The organism is Thermococcus sp. 2319x1 (assembly GCF_001484685.1).
GTDB lineage: Archaea > Methanobacteriota_B > Thermococci > Thermococcales > Thermococcaceae > Thermococcus_A.
In genome coordinates, this window is the sequence record NZ_CP012200.1 from 863,617 (window position 1) to 881,056 (window position 17,440).

Consider the following 17,440-nt stretch of genomic DNA (forward strand, 5'->3'; position numbering starts at 1 on the left):
GCATCTATGGTCTTCATTATCGCCGTTATTTTCCCTCTTCGAGCTCGATTGCAGTGCTGAGGAGCGTCTGAAGGGCAGCTATTTTTGCCACCTCTCTCGGAAGACCGACCCTTATGCCGCCGTATATCATCGACTTAACGAAGACCGAAACTTAGGCAGGTCTCGAGCCTCTGAGCCCGTTTATTGCGTCCATGTGCTCCCCATCGACGAGAAGACACTCGCCAAAGGCCCTGAGAAGGGATTTGGCCTTCTCTCTCATCGGGCTCAAGATCGGTCGTGGTGTGGCCTATGAAAGCCTCACCAACGAGGATGGCTATGTTGGGCATCGCCCTGACGACCTTTGCCCCGGGGCGAGCTCCTTTAGGGTCTTTGTTGGGAACTCCAGCGGCTAAAGAAACCAGTATCCTGCCTCTAAGTGCATCTCTTATTCCTCCCAGTACGTTTGCCACCTTGTTGGGCTTCACCGCCAGAAAAACGATTTCGGCCCACATGGCGTTAACCCCGTATTCCTCAAGCCATTTTGCCTTCTCAATGTTCCTCCTCGTGGCCTTTCTCTGCCAGAGCCCTCGCAACGGCCCCCTATAATTCCTGCCCTATGCTGTCCTCATTTAACCACCGCATGCCAATTTTTGAACCGCATGATAACATTTTTGGACATCTGTTTGTCAAATTGGCAAAAATACATCAATTTTCCACTTATTTTTGACAGATTGGTTAGAGGTGAGCCCTATTTTAGGAATTGGACAGGTTTGCCTGACGAATGATTTAAAAGGATTGTTGATTCATCTGTCTCCGGTGATCGGTGATGTCCCGCCAATGGGTGATGCCCCGCCAATATTAGTAATCCCCGGCGGGGAAGAGGTAATCAGGAAGCTCGTTCTGAGGGCTTTGAATGAAAACCAGAGATTGATACTGAGGAGCATAAACGGTAGACACCGCTCCCTGAATTCTTTCCTTGAGGAGCTCAGCAGGAAGGAAAGAAAAGCCCTCTCGACGCTGAAGCTGAATGCCAGGATTCTCAAAGACCTTGGACTCATAGACTACGGCACCAAGGAAAACCCCAGACCCGTCAGGCTTACCGAGCACGGTAGGATGATTCTCAGCCTTCTGGAGGTGGACGGCCATGAGTGAGACCCTTGATCCAAGGGCAAAGCTCCAGAGCGTGCTCCAGCCCGTCAACAACTTCCACCTTGAGTCTTCCGAGACCTGCCTTGAAATTCTCTCAGCAATTCTCGAAGAGAAGAGAGAGGACGACGTTGTGATACTCAGCAAAGGCCACTCGGCCCCAGCGTTCTACGTGATACTCCACGAGATGGGCCTTCTCAGCGACGAGGAGCTCTACAGCTTCGCGGACATAGACGGCCTCCCGAGCCACGTTACCAGGGGATTGCCCTTCATAGAGGTTTCGAGCGGCTCCCTCGGCCAAGGTCTCTCGGTGGGTAACGGAATAGCGATGGCTAAGCGCATTGACGGAAAAAATGGCTACGTCTACGTCATACTCGGCGATGGTGAGCTGGATGAGGGCCAAGTCTGGGAAGCTGCTATGACTGCATCGCACCACGGGCTCGATAGAGTGATTGCCATAGTAGACAGGAACTACTTCCAACTAACTGGCAGCACTGAGGAGATAATGAACAAAGAACCATTGGCCGACAAGTGGAGGGCCTTTGGTTGGGAGGTGATAGAGGTTCCCAACCGGAAGGAAAAACTGAGAAAAGCCCTCGAAAAGGCGAAGAGGATCAGAGGGAAGCCCAAAGTCATCATAGCGAGGTGGGGAGTTTGATTGAGAGCTTCAGGGAGGCCTTTGGGAGGGCTTTAGTTGAACTGGGAAGGGAAAACCCAAACATCGTAGTCCTCGACGCCGATGTTAAGAGCTCGACGAAAACTGCCTACTTCGAGAAGGCCTTTCCCGGAAGGTTCATCCAGGTGGGCATAAGCGAACAAGACATGGTATCAATGGCGGGGGGTTTAGCCATAGCAGGCAAGATTCCAGTTGTCTCGGCCTTCGCCGCCTTCTTGATGCGGGCATGGGAGCAGATAAGGAACACGATAGCCAGGGACAATCTCAACGTCAAACTCATCCCTACCCACTCGGGCCTTTCAGACCATATGGATGGTTCCTCCCATCAGTGCCTTGAGGACATAGCGCTCATGCGCGTCCTTCCGAATATGACGGTTGTTGTGCCAGCGGATGCCCCCTCAGTGCCCGTCCTTCTCCGGCAAGTCGTCGAGCTTGAAGGGCCTGTTTACATGCGCCTCGGCAGGGATCATGCGCCCAGGGTGTACAACAAACCGGAGCTGGAGCTGGGCAAGGCCAGCGTTCTAAGGAAGGGGAACGACGTTCTCCTTGTGGCCACGGGAGTTATGGTGTCGGTGGCACTTGAAACAGCGAGAAAGCTTGAGGAAAGGGGGATAAGTGCTGGAGTGGTCGACATGCACACGATAAAGCCCCTCGATGAGGAAACACTGCTAAAGCTTGTATCTAAGGTGGAACTCGTAATCACACTTGAGGAACACAGCATCCACGGCGGTCTCGGGGGAGCGGTGGCGGAGGTCCTCTCGGAAAAGATGCCAAAGAGACTCATCAGGATCGGAACTACCGAGTTTGGCAGGTCGAGCAGAGACTACTTGGCACTCCTGGAGCGCTATGGTTTAACAGCGGAAAATGTCGTGAGGAAGGTTGAGGTGATGCTGACGTGAAGTTCAAATTCGAGAAAGACTACAAGTCAAAAACGGTTGTCAAGGTCGGAGGGGTTAAAATCGGAGACGGCTTCACCGTAATAGCGGGCCCCTGCGCGGTGGAAAGCCAGGAGCAGATAATGAAGATTGCAGAGTTTTTGGCTGAAAAAGGCGTTAAAGTGCTCCGCGGGGGAGCTTTTAAGCCGAGGACCAGCCCATACTCCTTTCAGGGACACGGGGAGGATGCCCTGAAGTGGATGAGAAAGGCGGCCGATGAATACGGCCTCGTAACCGTTACAGAGGTTATGGAAGCATCGCAGGTTGAGCTGGTTGCAAAGTACTCTGATATGCTTCAGATCGGTGCCAGGAACTCCCAGAACTTCGAACTCCTCAAGGCCGTCGGAAAGGTCGACAACCCAGTGGTTCTGAAGAGGGGAATGGCCAACACAGTCCAGGAGCTCCTATACTCGGCCGAGTACATACTCAATGGCGGCAACGAGAACGTTATTCTCTGCGAGAGGGGTATAAGAACCTTCGAGACCTCCACGAGGTTTACCCTGGACATCTCCGCCGTTCCAGTCGTCAAGGAGCTCTCTCACTTGCCGATAATAGTCGACCCATCACACTCAGCTGGGAGAAGGGAGCTTGTGATACCCCTTGCAAAGGCCGCCTACGCCGTTGGGGCTGACGGTATAATAGTTGAGGTTCATCCAGAGCCAGAAAAGGCCCTCTCAGATTCTGCACAACAGCTGACATTTGAAGACTTCGAGAGGCTTTTGAGGGAGATTGAAGGGCTTGGATGGAAGGTAGAGACTCCCAGAGAAGTTGCAGAGGGCGTTCCGAGGTACGTGCTCTCAGAGAGGGTCGAGGAGAACGACTGGTACACGGAGGTATTCCTCATGGAGCTGGGGGGGCTCGGATGGAGAGCCTGACTTTCGGCCCCCTCTCCACCCTTCCATCCCTCGTGGAGGAGCTGAACCCCCACAAGGTCGCATTTCTGACAAACATGACAGTGGAGAGACTCTGGCTTAAAAAAGCCTTCAGCGGAATAGAGAATCCGATAAAAATAGTCATTCCAGACGGCGAGGAATACAAGAGCCTTGAGACCACCATGGCTATTTGGAAGAGGCTCCAGGAGGAGGGCTTCACAAGGAAGTCCCTCCTTATAGGCCTCGGCGGGGGAGTCGTGACTGATATAGCTGGCTTCGTGGCCTCAACCTACATGAGAGGAACCCTTCTCGGCCTCGTTCCAACGACGCTTTTAGCCCAGGTGGACGCGGCCATAGGGGGCAAGACCGGGGTGAACTTCAACGGAAAGAACATGATAGGGACGTTCTATCTTCCTAACTTCGTCCTGATAGCCCACGAAACTCTCTCCACGCTCCCTGATGAGGAAATCAGGAACGGGCTCGGAGAAGTTGCCAAGTACGCCCTGCTTGACAAGAAAATCTACGCCCTCATCAGGAACTTCAAGGGGATAGATGAGGCCATAATACGGGAGTGCGCACTTTTCAAGGCTGAGGTCGTTGAGAAAGACCCGGAGGAGAGAGGGCTAAGGAGAATCCTCAACCTCGGCCACACGACCGGACACGCAATCGAGAAGCTGTCGAACTACAAGATAAAGCACGGACTTGCGGTTTCCATGGGACTTATGGTGGCTTCAAAGGTTGGAGAAGAGCTGTACGGCTTTGATTCTGGAAAAACCGAAGAGCTCCTGGAAAAGCTCGGACTACCCACGAGGCATCCCTTTGGGGCCGATGAGATACTTAGGGAGATGGCGCTTGACAAGAAGGCTTGGTATGGGAAGATCGTCTTCGTTGCTCCAGTTGAAATAGGCGATGTCGTCGTTGAGGAAGTAGCTGAGGAGGTTTTAAAACGGGCCTTGGAGGCAACGAGTTATGATAGCGGGAGTGGTGACAGCCAAAAACCCGAGGGAAGCGCTTGAGAAGATTAAAGCATCGAACTTCGATCTCTACGAGATCAGGCTTGACTCCTTCTGGGAGTTTGAGGGACTGGAAGTGCTGGGGGAATATTCTAAAAGGCTCATCTTCACCCCAAGGAGAAAGGAAGAAGGGGGAATCAGACCCCTCGATGACGGGACGAGACTTAGGCTCTATCGGAGAGTTATGGCCCTAAAACCCGCCTACGTTGACGTCGAGTTCGGTTCAAAGATAGCCTCTGAGGTCATTGAACTCGCCAGGGAGAAGAGCGTAAGAGTTGTTCTCTCACACCACGACTTTAAAGGTACACCGGGCTTCGGAAAGCTTCTCGACCTCCTCAAGGAGATGGAAGAGCTGGAGCCCGGGATAATAAAGATAGTCACCACCGCAAACTCGGTCCTCGACAACCTGAGAGTTTTGAGGCTCTATGAGTATGCAGAGAACCTTATAGCCTTCTGCATGGGGCCCCTTGGGAGGGTCTCCAGGGTCTTTTCGGCCCAGCTGGCCCCATTCACTTACGCCCCTGTTGACGGAGAGGTAGCCCCGGGACAGTTTCCGGCGGAGGAACTGGAAAGATTGAGGGTGATGCTCTTTGGTTGACGCAAAAACAAGGCTCTACGGGGTAATCGGCTTTCCAACAAGACACTCGCTCAGTCCATCCATGCACAACGCAGCTTTTAGAGCCCTTGGAATCAACGCGGTATACTTAGCCTTCGAAGTCCACCCAGAAGAGCTCGGGGATGCCATCAAAGGCTTCAGAGCCCTGAGCATCTCTGGATTGAACGTAACAATGCCGCACAAGGAGGCGATAATCCGCTTCCTCGACTCACTCTCCGAGGACTCCGGAGAAATCGGGAGCGTCAACACGGTCGTTAACAGAAACGGAAAGCTGGAAGGCCACACAACCGATGGTATAGGTGCCAGAAGGGCCCTCGAAAGAGTGATTGAGCTGGGGGAAAGGAGGATCCTCATTATCGGTGCCGGTGGTGCAGGCAAAGCGATAGCCTATGAGCTTGCCAAGGACAACGACGTGGTCGTTCTCAACAGAACCCCCGAAAAGGCTAAGGTACTGGAGCGCTTCGGAATAACGGGGGACGCTCTGAACAGGGGGAATCTTGGGAAGTATCTGAAATGGGCCGAAGTTTTGATAAACGCCACCCCCGTCGGAATGAACTCTTGGGAGACGCCGGTTCCGGGAGAGATGCTAAGGAAAGATCTCGTCGTCATGGACATAGTTTACAAGCCCCTGAAGACGCGCCTTCTCACCGAGGCCGAGCTGAGGGGCTGTAAAACCGTTGATGGCCTCTGGATGCTCGTCTATCAGGGCATCGAGAGCTTCAGGCTTTGGACGGGGTTGGAACCAGATGAAGGGCTTATGAGGGGGGCTGCGCTTGAGAGCCTCAGCCAGTAGCGCCATCACCGTTGTGAACGCCTTCGCAACCGGCATTGGTTCTGCGATAGGGATAGACCTCTGGACGAGGGTGGATGTTAAACTAACGGGTGAGGGGATTGAGGGGGAGATCAGGGTTAGAGGAGAAAATTTGAGAGATTTCAGGCTCGTTAAAGCGGCCGTTGATGTTTTCAGGGAGATAACTGGCGAGGACTTCGGGATCAAGTTCAGAATAGAGTCGGAGATACCCGTCGGGATGGGTCTCAAGAGCAGCTCTGCAGCTGCGAACGCCCTCTCAAAGGCCCTGGCTAATGCCCTCGGGCTTGGTATGAGCGAAATGGAAGTTGTTAAAGCCGGAGTCGAGACCGCTAAGAGGGCGGGGGTTACCCTAACCGGGGCATTTGACGACGCCTGCGCCTCCTACTTCGGTTCGTTCTGGGTAACCGACAACCTCAGAATGAAGGTTCTCCGCAGTTCCAAAGTCGAGCCCCTTCCCGTTCTACTCATGCTCCCGGGGAAGACTCTCCTGACCGAAAACCTAAGCGGGAGGGACTTTTCTCCAATCAAACCTTACGTGGAGGAGGCCGTAAGGCTGGCCCTCGGTGGAGAGTGGAGAAAAGCGGCCCTCATTAACGGCCTGGTTTACTCGACGTACCTCGGCTACTCCCTCGAGCCATTCAGGATTGCCCTAGAGAGGGGAGCTGTGGTAGGGCTGAGCGGGAAGGGGCCAGCGGTTTTTGCCGTCACGAATGAGCCCGAAGAGCTTGCTGAGGAGTGGGAACAGTTTGGAGAAGTTTTGACAACCGAGCTGAGGTGATTGCGTTGATAATCACGCCCGTTGACGAGATCAGGGGAGAACTTGAGGCTCTTCCCTCGAAGAGCTACACCCACCGGGCCTACTTCTTAGCCCTACTGGCTGAAGAGGAGAGCACCATAGAGAATCCTCTTTTCTGCGACGACACGCTGGCTACTGTGAGCGCCATAAGGGCTTTTGGCGCGGAGGTTAATGGAAAAACCGTTAGTCCCCCTGAAGAACCCTCCCCTGGCTTTGTATACGCCAGGGAATCGGGGACGACGGCAAGGTTTTCAACTGCCCTCGCCGGTGGCATCAACGGAAGAACTCTCATAGACGGGGCGAGAAGGTTGAGGGAGAGACCGATGGACGGGCTTGTGAAAGCCCTGAAGGACCTTGGGGCAGGGATTAGTAGTTCTCATCTCCCTCTGGCCGTGAAGGGTCCCGTAAAGTCTGGAAAGGTCTCAGTAGATGCTTCCAAGTCCTCCCAGTTCGTCAGCGGTCTGCTCCTCCTGGGGGCAAAGGTAGGACTGAAGGTTGAGGCCATGAATCCCGTTTCGAGGCCCTACATCGAGATGACGCTCAGGACGATGGAGGCCTTTGGTGTTGAATTTGAAAGGGAGGGCTTCTCCTTCGAGGTATATCCCGGGGTTAGGAGAGCCAAGTACAGGGTTCCAGGTGATTACTCAACGGCTTCATTCTTCTTGGGAGCTGGGGCCCTTTACGGTAAAGTTAGGATAAACAACCTCCTGAGGGACGATGTGCAGGCAGACATTGCCTTCCTGGATGCGCTTGAGGAGTTTGGGGCGAAGGTGAGGAGGGGAAGTGACTACGTGGAGGTCGAGAGGGGCGAGCTTAAAGCGATTACCCTTGACTGTTCCGATTTTCCCGATTCGTTTCCCATACTCGCGGTTATTGCGGCTTACGCAGAGGGAAAAAGCGTGATAAGAGCCAAACAGCTCAGGTTCAAGGAGAGCGACAGAGTGAGGGCGATGGCAGTCAACCTGTCGAGGATGGGGATTAAGGTGAGGGAGCTTGGAGACGGGCTTGAGATAGAGGGCGGAAGGCCGAAGGGAGCGAGGATAGAGACCTTCAAAGACCACAGGATAGCCATGGCGATGAGCATAGCCGCGCTGGGTGCTGAGGGCCCCTCAGTAATCGAGGATACCGAAAGTGTCTCGAAGTCGTATCCGGGATTTTTTGACGACCTGAGGAGGCTTCTGGGATGAGGGGAAGACTGTTGAGCTTTTCCCTTTTTGGCGAGAGCCACGGAAAGGCGATTGGAGTACTGATAGAGGGGCTTCCCCCCGGGATAGAGGTCAGCCTTGAGGAGCTAAGAAAGGAGCTTGAGAGGAGGAAGGGCATAGAGAGGTTCTCCACCAAAAGGAAAGAGACCGACGAGCCAAGGATCATCTCCGGAGTCTTCAGGGAAAGAACCACAGGGGCACCAGTTGCAGTGATCGTGGAGAACAGAGATGTAGATTCCTCACACTACGAAGAGATAAAGAACACGCCGAGACCGGGGCATGCGGACTATCCCGCGAGGGTAAAGTACTTCGGCTACAACGACTACCGAGGTGGGGGCCACTTTTCGGGGAGACTGACGGTTGGGGTCGTTATAGCGGGCTACTTCGCGAAAAAACTCCTCGAAAGGGAAGGAATAGCTGTTAGGGCTTACCTCAAGAGGATAGGGTGCGTAGAGGCTCATGTTTCTCCCGGGGAACTGCTCAACTCAGAAAACCCCTACTGCCCCGACGAGAGGGCCTTCGAGGCTATGATGGAGGAGATGGAACGGGCCAGAAAGGCTGGCGATAGTGTGGGGGGTGTTATTGAGGCCGTCGCCTTCAATGTTCCTCCCGGCCTTGGCGGGCCCTGGGAAGAGGACATTGAGGCGGACATAGCATCGGCCCTCTTCAGGATCCCCGCTGTCAAAGGGGTTGAGTTTGGACTTGGCTTCAGGTTCGCCGAGCTCAGGGGAAGTCAGGCCAACGATCCCTTTCTCCTGAAGGACGGAAAGGTTGTGACCGAGACCAACAACCACGGCGGTGTTCTCGGTGGCATAACCACGGGGATGCCGCTCGTGGTTAGAGTTGCTTTCAAGCCGGCCCCCTCTATATACCTCCCCCAGAGAACAGTTGACCTGGAGAGGATGGAGGATGTTACACTCAAGCTTAGAGGGCGCTTTGACTCCTGCATAGTCCCAAAGGCCCTCCCCGTCGTGGAGGGAGCCCTTGCTTTCGTAATAGCCGACCACCTCCTAAGAAGGAGGGCCTGGGAAGGGTTGGTTGGTGAGTCCAAAATATTAAATTCCGGGATTCGACTCCAAAACGGTGAGGTGATGTCCCACCAATATCAAACCCAGAACCTTTGGAGCTCGCCCTTTTGAGGAGAAGGATAGACGAGATTGATAAGGAGATTATCCACCTCCTCCAGGAAAGGTTTGAGATAGCAAGGAAAATTGGGGAGGTTAAGCTCAAGTCGGGCCTCCCGGTTTACGACCCGAAGAGGGAGGAGGAAGTCCTCCTGAGGGCCGGCAACTTCAGGAGGGTTTTTGAAACAATACTTGAGGTGAGCAAGGATGTTCAACGTTTACGAATTCTTCAACAGGATAAATGAGGTAAAACCTGAATCAAGACTCGACGTCGGACAGCCGGACATACCGGTTCGGGTAGAGATCATTGAGGAGACCATAGAGTCTCTCAGGAGGGGAGAGACTGGTTACACGAACACTGGCGGAATACGGGAACTCAGGGAGAAGATAGCCGAGGTCGAGGGAGTTTCAGCTGATAAAGTAATAATCGCCCCGGGTGCCAAGATCCTCATAGCGGCCGAGATAGCCTCCGCGAGGAGAGTTGCTGTTGTTTCACCCCACTGGAACGCCTATTCGCTGATAGCCCATCAGTTCGGGAAGGAGGTAGAGGTGATAAGAACGACCATTGAGGAGAAATGGACTCCAGGAGTTGAGGACATAAAAGCCGACCTCCTAATCATCAACTATCCAAACAACCCGACGGGGAGGGTTTTATCGGCAAAGGAGCTCAGGGGAATCCTTGAGGCCGCTGAAGAAAAAGGAGTTAAGGTGCTGTCCGACGAGGTTTACGCTGAGCTCAGCTTCACTCGCTTTACTCCCGCGAGAGAGCTTTGCGAGAACGTTGTTACTGTGAAGAGCTTTTCCAAGCTCTACTCGATGACGGGCTTCAGGCTGGGCTACGCTATAGGCGAAAGGGACGAAATAAGAAGGATTCAGAGGTTCATTGAGAGCACCGTAACTTGTGTTCCGCCCTTTGTCCAGAAGGCTGGAATAAAGGCCCTTGAACTCAGAGAGGAGCTCTCAAGGGAGGTCAGGAAAATCTACCTCGAGAGGGCCAGAATGGCCTCAAAGGTGCTCGGGGGATTCGACTTCGTTGAGCCCGAAGGAGCGTTTTACATCTTCCTCAGAACGCCTCAGGACGGCATGGCCTTCGCAGAGAGGCTGCTCTCCAAGGGCGTGGCTGTTTTTCCGGGCATAGCATTTGGGGATTATCCAAACTTCATAAGGATATCCCTCTCTGGAAGGGGGCTTGAGAGGGGCTTAAGAATCATTAGGGAGGAGTTGGAATGCGCCTTGGAATCGCGGGCTACGGAAGGATGGGAAGGCTCTTCGAGAGGTGTCTCGGTGGAAGGTTCGAGGTGATCTTCTACTCCGAGCACGGGCGGAGCGACGTAGAATCACTGGAGGAGCTCTACCTGAAGTCCGACGTAGTAATGGTGGCTTCCTCCCTCGCCTCCACTCCCGAAAGGCTTGGGAAGCTCGCGGAGATTTCAAGGGAGTACGGTGGAAAAAAGATCGTCTTTGATATAGCCACGTTCAAGTCCCACGTTATCAAGGCCTACACTGGTTTCAGCGAGGAAACAACCGTCGCAAGCGTGCATCCCATGTTCGGGCCCGGCGCGAAGACCATCGAGGGGAAGAGGTTCATAGTCGTCCCCATACCCGGAAGGGAAGAAGGTGCGGAGAAAGTTGCTGACTTTATACGTTCCTTCGGGGGGAAGGTGACCTTCCTCGACTGGAAGACCCACGATAAAATGATGGGCTTCGTCATAGGCGTCCCCTACTTCATCGGATTAGGTTACCTCTCATTCTCCCGCAAGCTTAGACTGGAGGAGTTCGGCGGCACGTCTTGGGCCTTCCTGGAGACCTACGGAAAAGCTGTGCTCCACGACTCTCCCGATTTTATAAGAGATGTTCTCAGCCTGTCCAGGGAGCAGATAGAGGATTTCCTCAACTTCCTCAGGGAAAACCCGCCGAATCCCGGGGCTCTTATAGGGGAGTTTGAAAGGGAAGAAATAAAGGAAGCTTACAGGAGGTTCTACAAAACCTTGGAGTAGCCCGAAAGCTCCGCCACTTTCTTCCTCAGCTCCTCCACAGGGTTATCGCTCCGTGAGATAACCTCTATCAGCGCGCTACCGACAACAACCCCGTCCGCTCCGGCATTCAAAAGCGCCTCCACCTGCTCCCTTCTCGAAACGCCGAAGCCGACGGCCACCTTGTTGTTGCACACCCGTTTGGCACGCCTTACGAACTCAAAAGCGGTCTCGGGAAGCCTTTCGCGAGCTCCGGTAGTTCCGTAGAGCGAGATGAGATAGACGAAGCCGGTCGATGCCTTGTCTATCTCCCTGAGCCTTTCATCAGGGGTGTTTGGAGCCGCCAAAAATACTGTCTTTATCCCCTCCTCCCTCGCAATGTCGAGAAATTCGCCAGCGTGGCTCACGGGAAGATCTACCACGAGTATTCCATCGGCACCACAGGCCTTGGCCTCTCCGAGGAACTTTCTAACGCCCGTCCTGAAAACCGGGTTGTAGTAGGTCATCAGGATTAAGGGGATTGAAGAGTGCCGCCTGAACTCGCGGAGGAGCTGGAAGAGGCTCCCAAGTTTGAACCCGTTCTTGAGGGCCCGATAGTGGGACTCTTGGATCGCCTTCCCATCGGCTATCGGGTCGCTGAATGGAATTCCAAGCTCTATCACTCCGGAAAACTCCTCGATTGCGAGTAAGAACTCAAGGGTCTTTTCAACGCTGGGATCCCCGGCGGTGAGGTAGGGAATCAGCGAGTCCCTCTCAAACATTTCCCAAACCTCCTGACTATGTCCAGATCCTTGTCGCCCCTCCCCGATAGGTTCACGATTATTATCTCATCCCTCTCCATCTCGGGGGCAATTTTCATCGCGTAGGCTATCGCGTGGGCCGATTCGAGCGCTGGCAATATTCCCTCCGTCCTGGAAAGCTCGTGGAAGGCCTTAAGGGCTTCACCGTCAGTTACTGTGACGTACTCGGCTCTTCCACTCTCCTTGAGATACGCATGCTCGGGACCCACACCGGGGTAATCGAGTCCCGCCGAAACGCTGTGTGCGGGGGTTATCTGTCCCTCCTCGTTCTGGAGGAAGTAGCTGAGCATGCCGTGGAAAACACCGAGCTCACCCGCGTTCAGCGAAGCCGCGTGAAGACCCGTTTCGAGACCCTTTCCCCCGGCCTCAACGCCTATGAGCCGGACTCTATCCCCCATGAAGGGGTAGAAGATGCCCATTGCGTTGCTTCCCCCTCCGACGCACGCAATCACTGCATCCGGTAAAGTGCCCTCGGCTTCAAGTATCTGCTCCCTGGCTTCCCTGCCTATTACCGACTGGAAGTCCCTCACGATGATAGGGTAGGGATAGGGCCCGACGACAGAGCCTATGAGGTAGTGGGAATACTCAAAGGTGGTGACCCAGTCACGTAGGGCCTCGTTTATGGCATCCTTTAGAGTTCTTGAGCCACTTTCAACCGGAATAACCTTCGCACCGAGGAGCTTCATACGGAAGACGTTCATCCTCTGCCTCTTGACGTCTTCAGCACCCATGTAGACATCAACCTTCATCCCTAAAAGCGCGCCTGCCATGGCCGTAGCAACTCCGTGCTGGCCCGCTCCAGTTTCGGCTATTAGCCTCTTCTTCCCCATGAACTTGGCGAGGAGGGCCTGGCCTATGCCGTTGTTCGTCTTGTGGGCCCCTCCGTGTAGGAGGTCTTCCCTCTTGAGGTATATCTTCGCCCCTCCAAGCTTCTTACTCAACCTCTCCGCGTAGTAGAGGGGCGTTGGTCTGCCGGCCCAGTTCCGAAGGTAGTACTCAAGGGCATTCCGGAATTCTGGATCGTCCTTAAACTTTTTGTAAGCCTTTTCAAGCTCTCTCAAAGGTTCGATAAGTGTTTCGGGGACGAACTGTCCCCCAAACCTGCCAAAGAACATTTCATCCATTCCTCACCACCGCCATGAAAGCTTCTATCAAATCCCTGTCCTTGACGCCGTTCCTCTCAACGCCACTTGAAACGTCAACCCCGGCGGGTTTAACCCACCTAATCGCCTCCCCCACGTTCTCGGGGGTCAAACCTCCAGCTAAGACTATCGGGTACTTCCTCGCTATTATCGCGCTTACCCTGTAGTCGTGCCTTTTCCCGCTACCGGCTCCGGTGTCAAGGAGTATCTTGTCCACCTCGTACTCTCCTATAAGCTCAAGGAGCTTTTCCGCATCTTCCAAGGGATCGTCGCTCTTCCTGGGAACCGTGAAGGCCTTCATAACACTTACCCCGTACTCCTCTTTCAACCTGTTGACGGCCTTGGGGTGCATGTCCGAGTGTACCTGGACGTATTCAGCTCCGGTCTTCTCTACCGCGTTGGCCCACTCAGGGAAGGTCTTCATAGTCGAGACGAGGTATACCGAGATCTCGGCCATCTCAATCAGCTCTGCGGCCGTTTTCAGTGGCACCTTTCTCTTCGACTTTGAGTTCACAACAACGCCCGTTGCATCCGCGTACCTCTCGACCAGTCTGAGCTCGTCTACCGTTTTTATGCCGCATATCTTAACGAACTCCACCATCCCTGCTCATCTCTACGAAGTTTTTGATTATCCTAACCCCCTCCTTCCTCTCCCATTCGGTCAGAACGCTTTCAGGGTGGAACTGGAGGCCCTCTATCGGGAGCTTCCTGTGCCTTATCCCCATCACCACGTTATCGTCGAGGGAAACCGCGCTCACCTCGAACTCCCTCGGCACTTCCAGAACGGCAAGGGAGTGGTACCTGCCTGCCCTCAGAGGGTTCTTGACGCCCCTCAAAACGCCCTTTCCGTCGTGCCCTACTGGGCTGGCCTTTCCATGCCTTGGATTGACCCTCCCAACCTTACCACCAAAAGCCGTCGCTATTATCTGGTGACCGAGGCAGACTCCGAGGACAGGCACTTCCGCTTCAAGGACTATCTCCGGCGAGTTTCCCACTTCCCTTCTCTCGAGCGGGTGCCCCGGCCCGGGGGAGATTATCACTCCGTCAGGATCGAGCCTTCTGAGCTCTCCCAGCGTTATCGTGTTCGGAACGACCTTCACCCTGTCGAAGAGGGAAGCATACTCGGCTAAATTCCAGACGAAGGAGTCCCTGTTGTTTACGAGGACTATCACCCTTCCACCCCCAGCGCCTTCAGAACGGCCCTCATCTTGTTCTCGGTCTCGAAGAACTCCTTCTCCGGAACCGAATCCGCAACTATACCTGCCCCGGCCCTAACGCTCGCTTTCCTACCCTCAATCTCAGCCATCCTTATCGCTATCGCCATGTCAGCATCTCCAGTGAGGGAGAAGTACCCAACCGCTCCCCCGTAGACCCGTCTCCTACTCCTCTCCAGCTCGTCTATGATCTCCATCGCCCTTATCTTCGGTGCCCCAGTGAGCGTTCCGGCCGGGAAAGCCGCCTCCATGGCGTCGAACGCGTCCTTTCCATCGTCGAGCTCTCCAACGACCTCACTCTCTATGTGCTGGACGTGGCTGTACTTTAGGACGTCGAAGAAGCGGACAAGCCTAACGCTCCCGGACTTTGAAACCCTCCTGACGTCGTTCCTCGCAAGGTCAACGAGCATGACGTGCTCGGCCCGCTCCTTCTCGTCGGAGAGAAGGGCTTTCTCCAGCTCCCTGTCTTCTTTCTCATTTCTCCCTCTCGGCGCTGTTCCGGCTATGGGGTTTATCTTGAAGGTTCTCCCCTCCACCGAGCCCATGGTTTCAGGTGAAGCCCCCACGACTGTCTTCTCGAACTCCAGAATGAAGGTATAGGGGGAAGGGTTGAGCTCCACTAATCTCCCGTAGATTTCGAGGGCATCGAGCTCCGTCCTGACCCTGTACTCGCGCGACAGAACCACCTGGAATACGTCGCCGGAGTAAATGTACTCCTTCCCAGCCCTTACCATCTCAATGAAATCCTCCATACCTGCGTCGGTCGAGATGACCTCCGAACTGCCGTCTTCAAACCTTAGCTCTCTCCTCCTGGCTCTTTCAACTATGGCCTCGGGATCAAAGGGGGCTTTCCCGAGGTAAAAGAAGGAGAGACCCCCCGTTGAATGGTCATAGATGAAAGTCCAGGGATAGTAGCCAAAGACGGAGGGCTCCTCTATTTTCCCCCCTATGACGGAATGGACCGAATCGTAGGATACGTAGCCCACAAAGCCGCCCATGAACCTTCTACCATAGATTCTCTCCCCCATGAGTCCCTTGAGTGCCATAAAGGGGTTCCTCTCATCGGAAACCCGCTCCCCGTCGAGCTCAGTCCCCTCACCGATCTCCACGACGAACTCCGGCTCGGCAGATATGTAGGTGAACCTGGCCTTCCTGGAGTCCTTTTCTGCAGAGCGAAGCATGAAGGGCATCCTGAGGTCTCTGAGGGCGCTGTAGAGCTTCAGAGGGTCAACGGGCTTCAACTTTTTGAGAGGCATGCTATCTCCTCCAGTTTTTCAAGCATTCCTTGGCCTAAGGCTTCCCTGGCCATCTCAAAGCCCTCCCTGAAGTCCTCCGCAACCCCAGCGGCGTATAGGGCCGCTGATGCATTCACGAGAATGAAGTCCCTATCCTCCCTTCTTCCCGAACCCCCAAGAACTGCCCTTATCCTCGCGGCGCTCTCCTTTGGGGAAGAGCATGGAAGAGGTTTCACAGGCTTTATTCCAAAGTCCTCTGGCGAGAGGGTGTACCTCTCAATCCCTCCACCAACCTCCAGAACGAGGGTCTTTCCATGCGGAGATACCTCGTCCATGCCCGAACCGTGAACCACAAGGGCTCTCTCAACCCCAAGGAACTCAAGGGCCTCCGCAACTGGCTCGAGGAGCTCTGGAGAATTGACCCCGACGACCTGGTATGCTGGATCCGCTGGGTTCGTGAGCGGCCCAAGGACGTTGAAGACGGTCTTTATACCGAGGGCTCTTCTCACGGGCATTATGGGTTTTAGTGCCGGGTGATAGGCGGGAGCGAAGATGAACGTAAAGTTCGTCTTTTCAACCATATCCCTGGCCTTTTCGGGCGGAATCCTTACGTTGATACCAAGCGCCTCAAGTACGTTGGCTGAGCCGCTCTTCGATGTTATGGAAACGTTTCCGTGTTTAGCGACCCTCGTAAATGTTGAGAGAACCAACGCTGATGCCGTGCTTACGTTTATGGTTGAACTGCCGTCTCCCCCCGTTCCAGCAGTATCGGCCACTTCCCCGAGGTCAAGCTTGATGGCGCTGTCCCTCATTGCCCTCGCCAGACCCGCGAGCTCTTCGCCGGTATAGCCCTTGGTCTGGAGCGCGGCCAGGTATGCTCCAATCAGTGCTTCACCGCTCTCCTTTAGCTCCGTAAAGAGCCCGTAGGCCTCTTCAAAGCTCAGGTTCTTCCCCTCGACGATCTTTGCCAGAAGGCTCATACTTCCACCTCCACGAGCTCCCTGAGAAACTCTTCGGGGTTTGGAGCCCTCATGAGTGCGGTGCCTATCAAAGCAGCGTCCGTATGCTTAAGGGCCCTCCTCAGGTCTTCCGTGCCCACTATGCCGCTCTCGCTGACCTTCACGTATCTTTTTGGTATGAGCGGCGCTAACTTCTCGGTTAGACTCACGTTGCCGTCGTCGAGCTCAAGCTTCCCTATGTCTCGGTTGTTTATTCCTATCATCGTTGAGTCCGTCTGGAGTGCTATTCCAAGCTCCTCCTCGCTGTGCACCTCCACAAGGGTGTCCAAGCCGTGCTCCTTCGCGAAGTCCACGAACTCTGGCAGTTGCTCCCTCAGAAGGCGCGTTATTAGGAGAACCGCCGAAGCTCCGGCTTCAGCTGTTTTCTCGACTTCCTCCTTAGTGGCTATGAAGTCCTTCCGCAAAACGGGCAGTTCTGTTTCCCTGCAGAGGGTTTTGAGGAACTCAAAGCTTCCCCTGAAGTACTTCGGGTCGGTTATGTAAGAGATACCAATCGCACCGGCCCTTTCATAGGCCCTCAGAATCTCAAAAGGATCCCTGCCCTTCAGAAGGTCCCCGTATTTCGGAGAATAGACCTTCAGCTCAGCTATTATGGCGTTCTTTTTGGCTTTTTTAATAGCCCTGCTCAATCCAAAAACAATCACCCACTTGAGCTCACCGGTATTAAAAAGGAGAGCTCCAATTTAAGTCTTTGGACATGCTGAGGTATCCACGACACTGTTAGGATAAAGCTGTGTGGTGTCAGGTTTAAATCTCTGAAACTACCTCTGAAAAAGAAGGAGAACATGTTAGAAACATTTCTGGAATATTCAGAAAAGAAAAGCCCCCCATGGAGAAGCCCTTAAGAGCTTTAGAAGCAGCAAAAGCGTCGAAAAATTTGGAGA

At 54.2% G+C, this 17,440-nt stretch carries 22 protein-coding genes; 13 read left to right on the plus strand and 9 right to left on the minus strand.

The window, feature by feature from the left end:
• Positions 1 to 25: 25 nt before the first annotated feature.
• Positions 26 to 130 carry a hypothetical protein gene (locus ADU37_RS11880; protein WP_394325716.1) on the minus strand — a complete coding sequence of 35 codons (105 nt, stop codon included), beginning with the start codon at positions 128 to 130 and terminating at the stop codon, positions 26 to 28.
• A gap of 4 nt (positions 131 to 134) precedes the next feature.
• Positions 135 to 572 (minus strand): pyrroline-5-carboxylate reductase, encoded by a 438-nt coding sequence (locus ADU37_RS11840; protein WP_343203966.1) that lies wholly within the window; start codon positions 570 to 572, stop codon positions 135 to 137.
• 244 nt (positions 573 to 816) lie between these two features.
• Here ADU37_RS11840 and ADU37_RS04855 point away from each other — a divergent pair, with 244 nt between their 5' ends.
• Genes ADU37_RS04855 through ADU37_RS04915 form a run of 13 tightly spaced genes read left to right on the plus strand, consistent with a single transcriptional unit; the run spans position 817 to position 11,170 of the window.
• Positions 817 to 1,131, plus strand: coding sequence for a hypothetical protein (locus ADU37_RS04855; protein ID WP_058946544.1), 315 nt, complete (start codon positions 817 to 819; stop codon positions 1,129 to 1,131).
• Positions 1,124 to 1,783, plus strand: coding sequence for a thiamine pyrophosphate-dependent enzyme (locus tag ADU37_RS04860; RefSeq protein WP_058946545.1), 660 nt, complete (start codon positions 1,124 to 1,126; stop codon positions 1,781 to 1,783). The genes ADU37_RS04855 and ADU37_RS04860 overlap by 8 nt, the downstream gene beginning before the upstream one ends.
• On the plus strand, positions 1,780 to 2,700 hold the full coding sequence (locus ADU37_RS04865) for a transketolase family protein (protein ID WP_058946546.1): 921 nt from the start codon (positions 1,780 to 1,782) through the stop codon (positions 2,698 to 2,700). Before ADU37_RS04860 ends, ADU37_RS04865 begins: the two co-directional genes overlap by 4 nt.
• Complete coding sequence (gene aroF, locus ADU37_RS04870) at positions 2,697 to 3,611, plus strand: 3-deoxy-7-phosphoheptulonate synthase (protein ID WP_058946547.1); 915 nt, start codon at positions 2,697 to 2,699, stop codon at positions 3,609 to 3,611. Before ADU37_RS04865 ends, aroF begins: the two co-directional genes overlap by 4 nt.
• Positions 3,599 to 4,624 carry a 3-dehydroquinate synthase gene (gene aroB, locus ADU37_RS04875; protein ID WP_058946548.1) on the plus strand — a complete coding sequence of 342 codons (1,026 nt, stop codon included), beginning with the start codon at positions 3,599 to 3,601 and terminating at the stop codon, positions 4,622 to 4,624. The genes aroF and aroB overlap by 13 nt, the downstream gene beginning before the upstream one ends.
• Complete coding sequence (locus ADU37_RS04880; protein WP_058946549.1) at positions 4,578 to 5,219, plus strand: 3-dehydroquinate dehydratase; 642 nt, start codon at positions 4,578 to 4,580, stop codon at positions 5,217 to 5,219. The genes aroB and ADU37_RS04880 overlap by 47 nt, the downstream gene beginning before the upstream one ends.
• Positions 5,212 to 6,030 carry a shikimate dehydrogenase gene (locus ADU37_RS04885; RefSeq protein ID WP_058946550.1) on the plus strand — a complete coding sequence of 273 codons (819 nt, stop codon included), beginning with the start codon at positions 5,212 to 5,214 and terminating at the stop codon, positions 6,028 to 6,030. Before ADU37_RS04880 ends, ADU37_RS04885 begins: the two co-directional genes overlap by 8 nt.
• On the plus strand, positions 6,005 to 6,826 hold the full coding sequence (locus ADU37_RS04890) for a shikimate kinase (protein WP_394325719.1): 822 nt from the start codon (positions 6,005 to 6,007) through the stop codon (positions 6,824 to 6,826). Before ADU37_RS04885 ends, ADU37_RS04890 begins: the two co-directional genes overlap by 26 nt.
• Positions 6,827 to 6,831: 5 nt before the next feature.
• Entirely contained in the window at positions 6,832 to 8,031 is a 1,200-nt protein-coding gene (gene aroA, locus ADU37_RS04895) for a 3-phosphoshikimate 1-carboxyvinyltransferase (RefSeq protein ID WP_058946552.1), read from the plus strand.
• Positions 8,028 to 9,188 (plus strand): chorismate synthase, encoded by a 1,161-nt coding sequence (gene aroC / locus ADU37_RS04900; protein WP_238982007.1) that lies wholly within the window; start codon positions 8,028 to 8,030, stop codon positions 9,186 to 9,188. Before aroA ends, aroC begins: the two co-directional genes overlap by 4 nt.
• Entirely contained in the window at positions 9,185 to 9,418 is a 234-nt protein-coding gene (locus ADU37_RS04905; RefSeq protein ID WP_232054733.1) for a chorismate mutase, read from the plus strand. Before aroC ends, ADU37_RS04905 begins: the two co-directional genes overlap by 4 nt.
• A complete protein-coding gene (locus tag ADU37_RS04910) occupies positions 9,381 to 10,475 on the plus strand; it encodes a pyridoxal phosphate-dependent aminotransferase (protein WP_058946554.1) in 1,095 nt (364 codons plus the stop codon). Before ADU37_RS04905 ends, ADU37_RS04910 begins: the two co-directional genes overlap by 38 nt.
• The gene (locus ADU37_RS04915) at positions 10,400 to 11,170 is read left to right on the plus strand and encodes a prephenate dehydrogenase/arogenate dehydrogenase family protein (protein WP_058946555.1); all 771 of its coding nucleotides are present in this window, start codon (positions 10,400 to 10,402) and stop codon (positions 11,168 to 11,170) included. The genes ADU37_RS04910 and ADU37_RS04915 overlap by 76 nt, the downstream gene beginning before the upstream one ends.
• On the opposite strand, the gene trpA is transcribed toward ADU37_RS04915, so the two are convergent.
• Genes trpA through trpC form a run of 7 tightly spaced genes read right to left on the minus strand, consistent with a single transcriptional unit; the run spans position 11,152 to position 17,200 of the window.
• Positions 11,152 to 11,907 (minus strand): tryptophan synthase subunit alpha, encoded by a 756-nt coding sequence (trpA, locus tag ADU37_RS04920; RefSeq protein ID WP_058946556.1) that lies wholly within the window; start codon positions 11,905 to 11,907, stop codon positions 11,152 to 11,154. The two genes, ADU37_RS04915 and trpA, sit on opposite strands and share 19 nt — an antisense overlap.
• Positions 11,886 to 13,070, minus strand: a complete 1,185-nt coding sequence (gene trpB, locus ADU37_RS04925; protein ID WP_232054734.1) for a tryptophan synthase subunit beta — start codon at positions 13,068 to 13,070, stop codon at positions 11,886 to 11,888. Before trpB ends, trpA begins: the two co-directional genes overlap by 22 nt.
• Positions 13,063 to 13,689 (minus strand): phosphoribosylanthranilate isomerase, encoded by a 627-nt coding sequence (locus ADU37_RS04930; protein ID WP_058946557.1) that lies wholly within the window; start codon positions 13,687 to 13,689, stop codon positions 13,063 to 13,065. The genes trpB and ADU37_RS04930 overlap by 8 nt, the downstream gene beginning before the upstream one ends.
• Positions 13,673 to 14,260, minus strand: coding sequence for an aminodeoxychorismate/anthranilate synthase component II (locus tag ADU37_RS04935; RefSeq protein WP_058946558.1), 588 nt, complete (start codon positions 14,258 to 14,260; stop codon positions 13,673 to 13,675). Before ADU37_RS04935 ends, ADU37_RS04930 begins: the two co-directional genes overlap by 17 nt.
• On the minus strand, positions 14,257 to 15,558 hold the full coding sequence (locus tag ADU37_RS04940) for an anthranilate synthase component I (RefSeq protein WP_058946559.1): 1,302 nt from the start codon (positions 15,556 to 15,558) through the stop codon (positions 14,257 to 14,259). Before ADU37_RS04940 ends, ADU37_RS04935 begins: the two co-directional genes overlap by 4 nt.
• The gene (gene trpD, locus ADU37_RS04945) at positions 15,540 to 16,517 is read right to left on the minus strand and encodes an anthranilate phosphoribosyltransferase (RefSeq protein ID WP_058946560.1); all 978 of its coding nucleotides are present in this window, start codon (positions 16,515 to 16,517) and stop codon (positions 15,540 to 15,542) included. Before trpD ends, ADU37_RS04940 begins: the two co-directional genes overlap by 19 nt.
• The gene (gene trpC, locus ADU37_RS04950; protein ID WP_058946561.1) at positions 16,514 to 17,200 is read right to left on the minus strand and encodes an indole-3-glycerol phosphate synthase TrpC; all 687 of its coding nucleotides are present in this window, start codon (positions 17,198 to 17,200) and stop codon (positions 16,514 to 16,516) included. The genes trpD and trpC overlap by 4 nt, the downstream gene beginning before the upstream one ends.
• Positions 17,201 to 17,440 lie beyond the last annotated feature (240 nt).

Coding starts and splice junctions, on each gene's coding strand:
- ADU37_RS11880 (WP_394325716.1), bottom strand. CDS start 130: ATGATATACGGCGGCATAAGGGTCGGTCTTCCGAGAGAGGTGGCAAAA.
- ADU37_RS04855 (WP_058946544.1), top strand. CDS start 817: ATGGGTGATGCCCCGCCAATATTAGTAATCCCCGGCGGGGAAGAGGTA.
- ADU37_RS04860 (WP_058946545.1), top strand. CDS start 1,124: ATGAGTGAGACCCTTGATCCAAGGGCAAAGCTCCAGAGCGTGCTCCAG.
- aroB (WP_058946548.1), top strand. CDS start 3,599: ATGGAGAGCCTGACTTTCGGCCCCCTCTCCACCCTTCCATCCCTCGTG.
- ADU37_RS04880 (WP_058946549.1), top strand. CDS start 4,578: ATGATAGCGGGAGTGGTGACAGCCAAAAACCCGAGGGAAGCGCTTGAG.
- aroC (WP_238982007.1), top strand. CDS start 8,028: ATGAGGGGAAGACTGTTGAGCTTTTCCCTTTTTGGCGAGAGCCACGGA.
- ADU37_RS04910 (WP_058946554.1), top strand. CDS start 9,381: ATGTTCAACGTTTACGAATTCTTCAACAGGATAAATGAGGTAAAACCT.
- ADU37_RS04915 (WP_058946555.1), top strand. CDS start 10,400: ATGCGCCTTGGAATCGCGGGCTACGGAAGGATGGGAAGGCTCTTCGAG.
- trpA (WP_058946556.1), bottom strand. CDS start 11,907: ATGTTTGAGAGGGACTCGCTGATTCCCTACCTCACCGCCGGGGATCCC.
- trpB (WP_232054734.1), bottom strand. CDS start 13,070: ATGGATGAAATGTTCTTTGGCAGGTTTGGGGGACAGTTCGTCCCCGAA.
- ADU37_RS04930 (WP_058946557.1), bottom strand. CDS start 13,689: ATGGTGGAGTTCGTTAAGATATGCGGCATAAAAACGGTAGACGAGCTC.
- ADU37_RS04940 (WP_058946559.1), bottom strand. CDS start 15,558: ATGCCTCTCAAAAAGTTGAAGCCCGTTGACCCTCTGAAGCTCTACAGC.
- trpD (WP_058946560.1), bottom strand. CDS start 16,517: ATGAGCCTTCTGGCAAAGATCGTCGAGGGGAAGAACCTGAGCTTTGAA.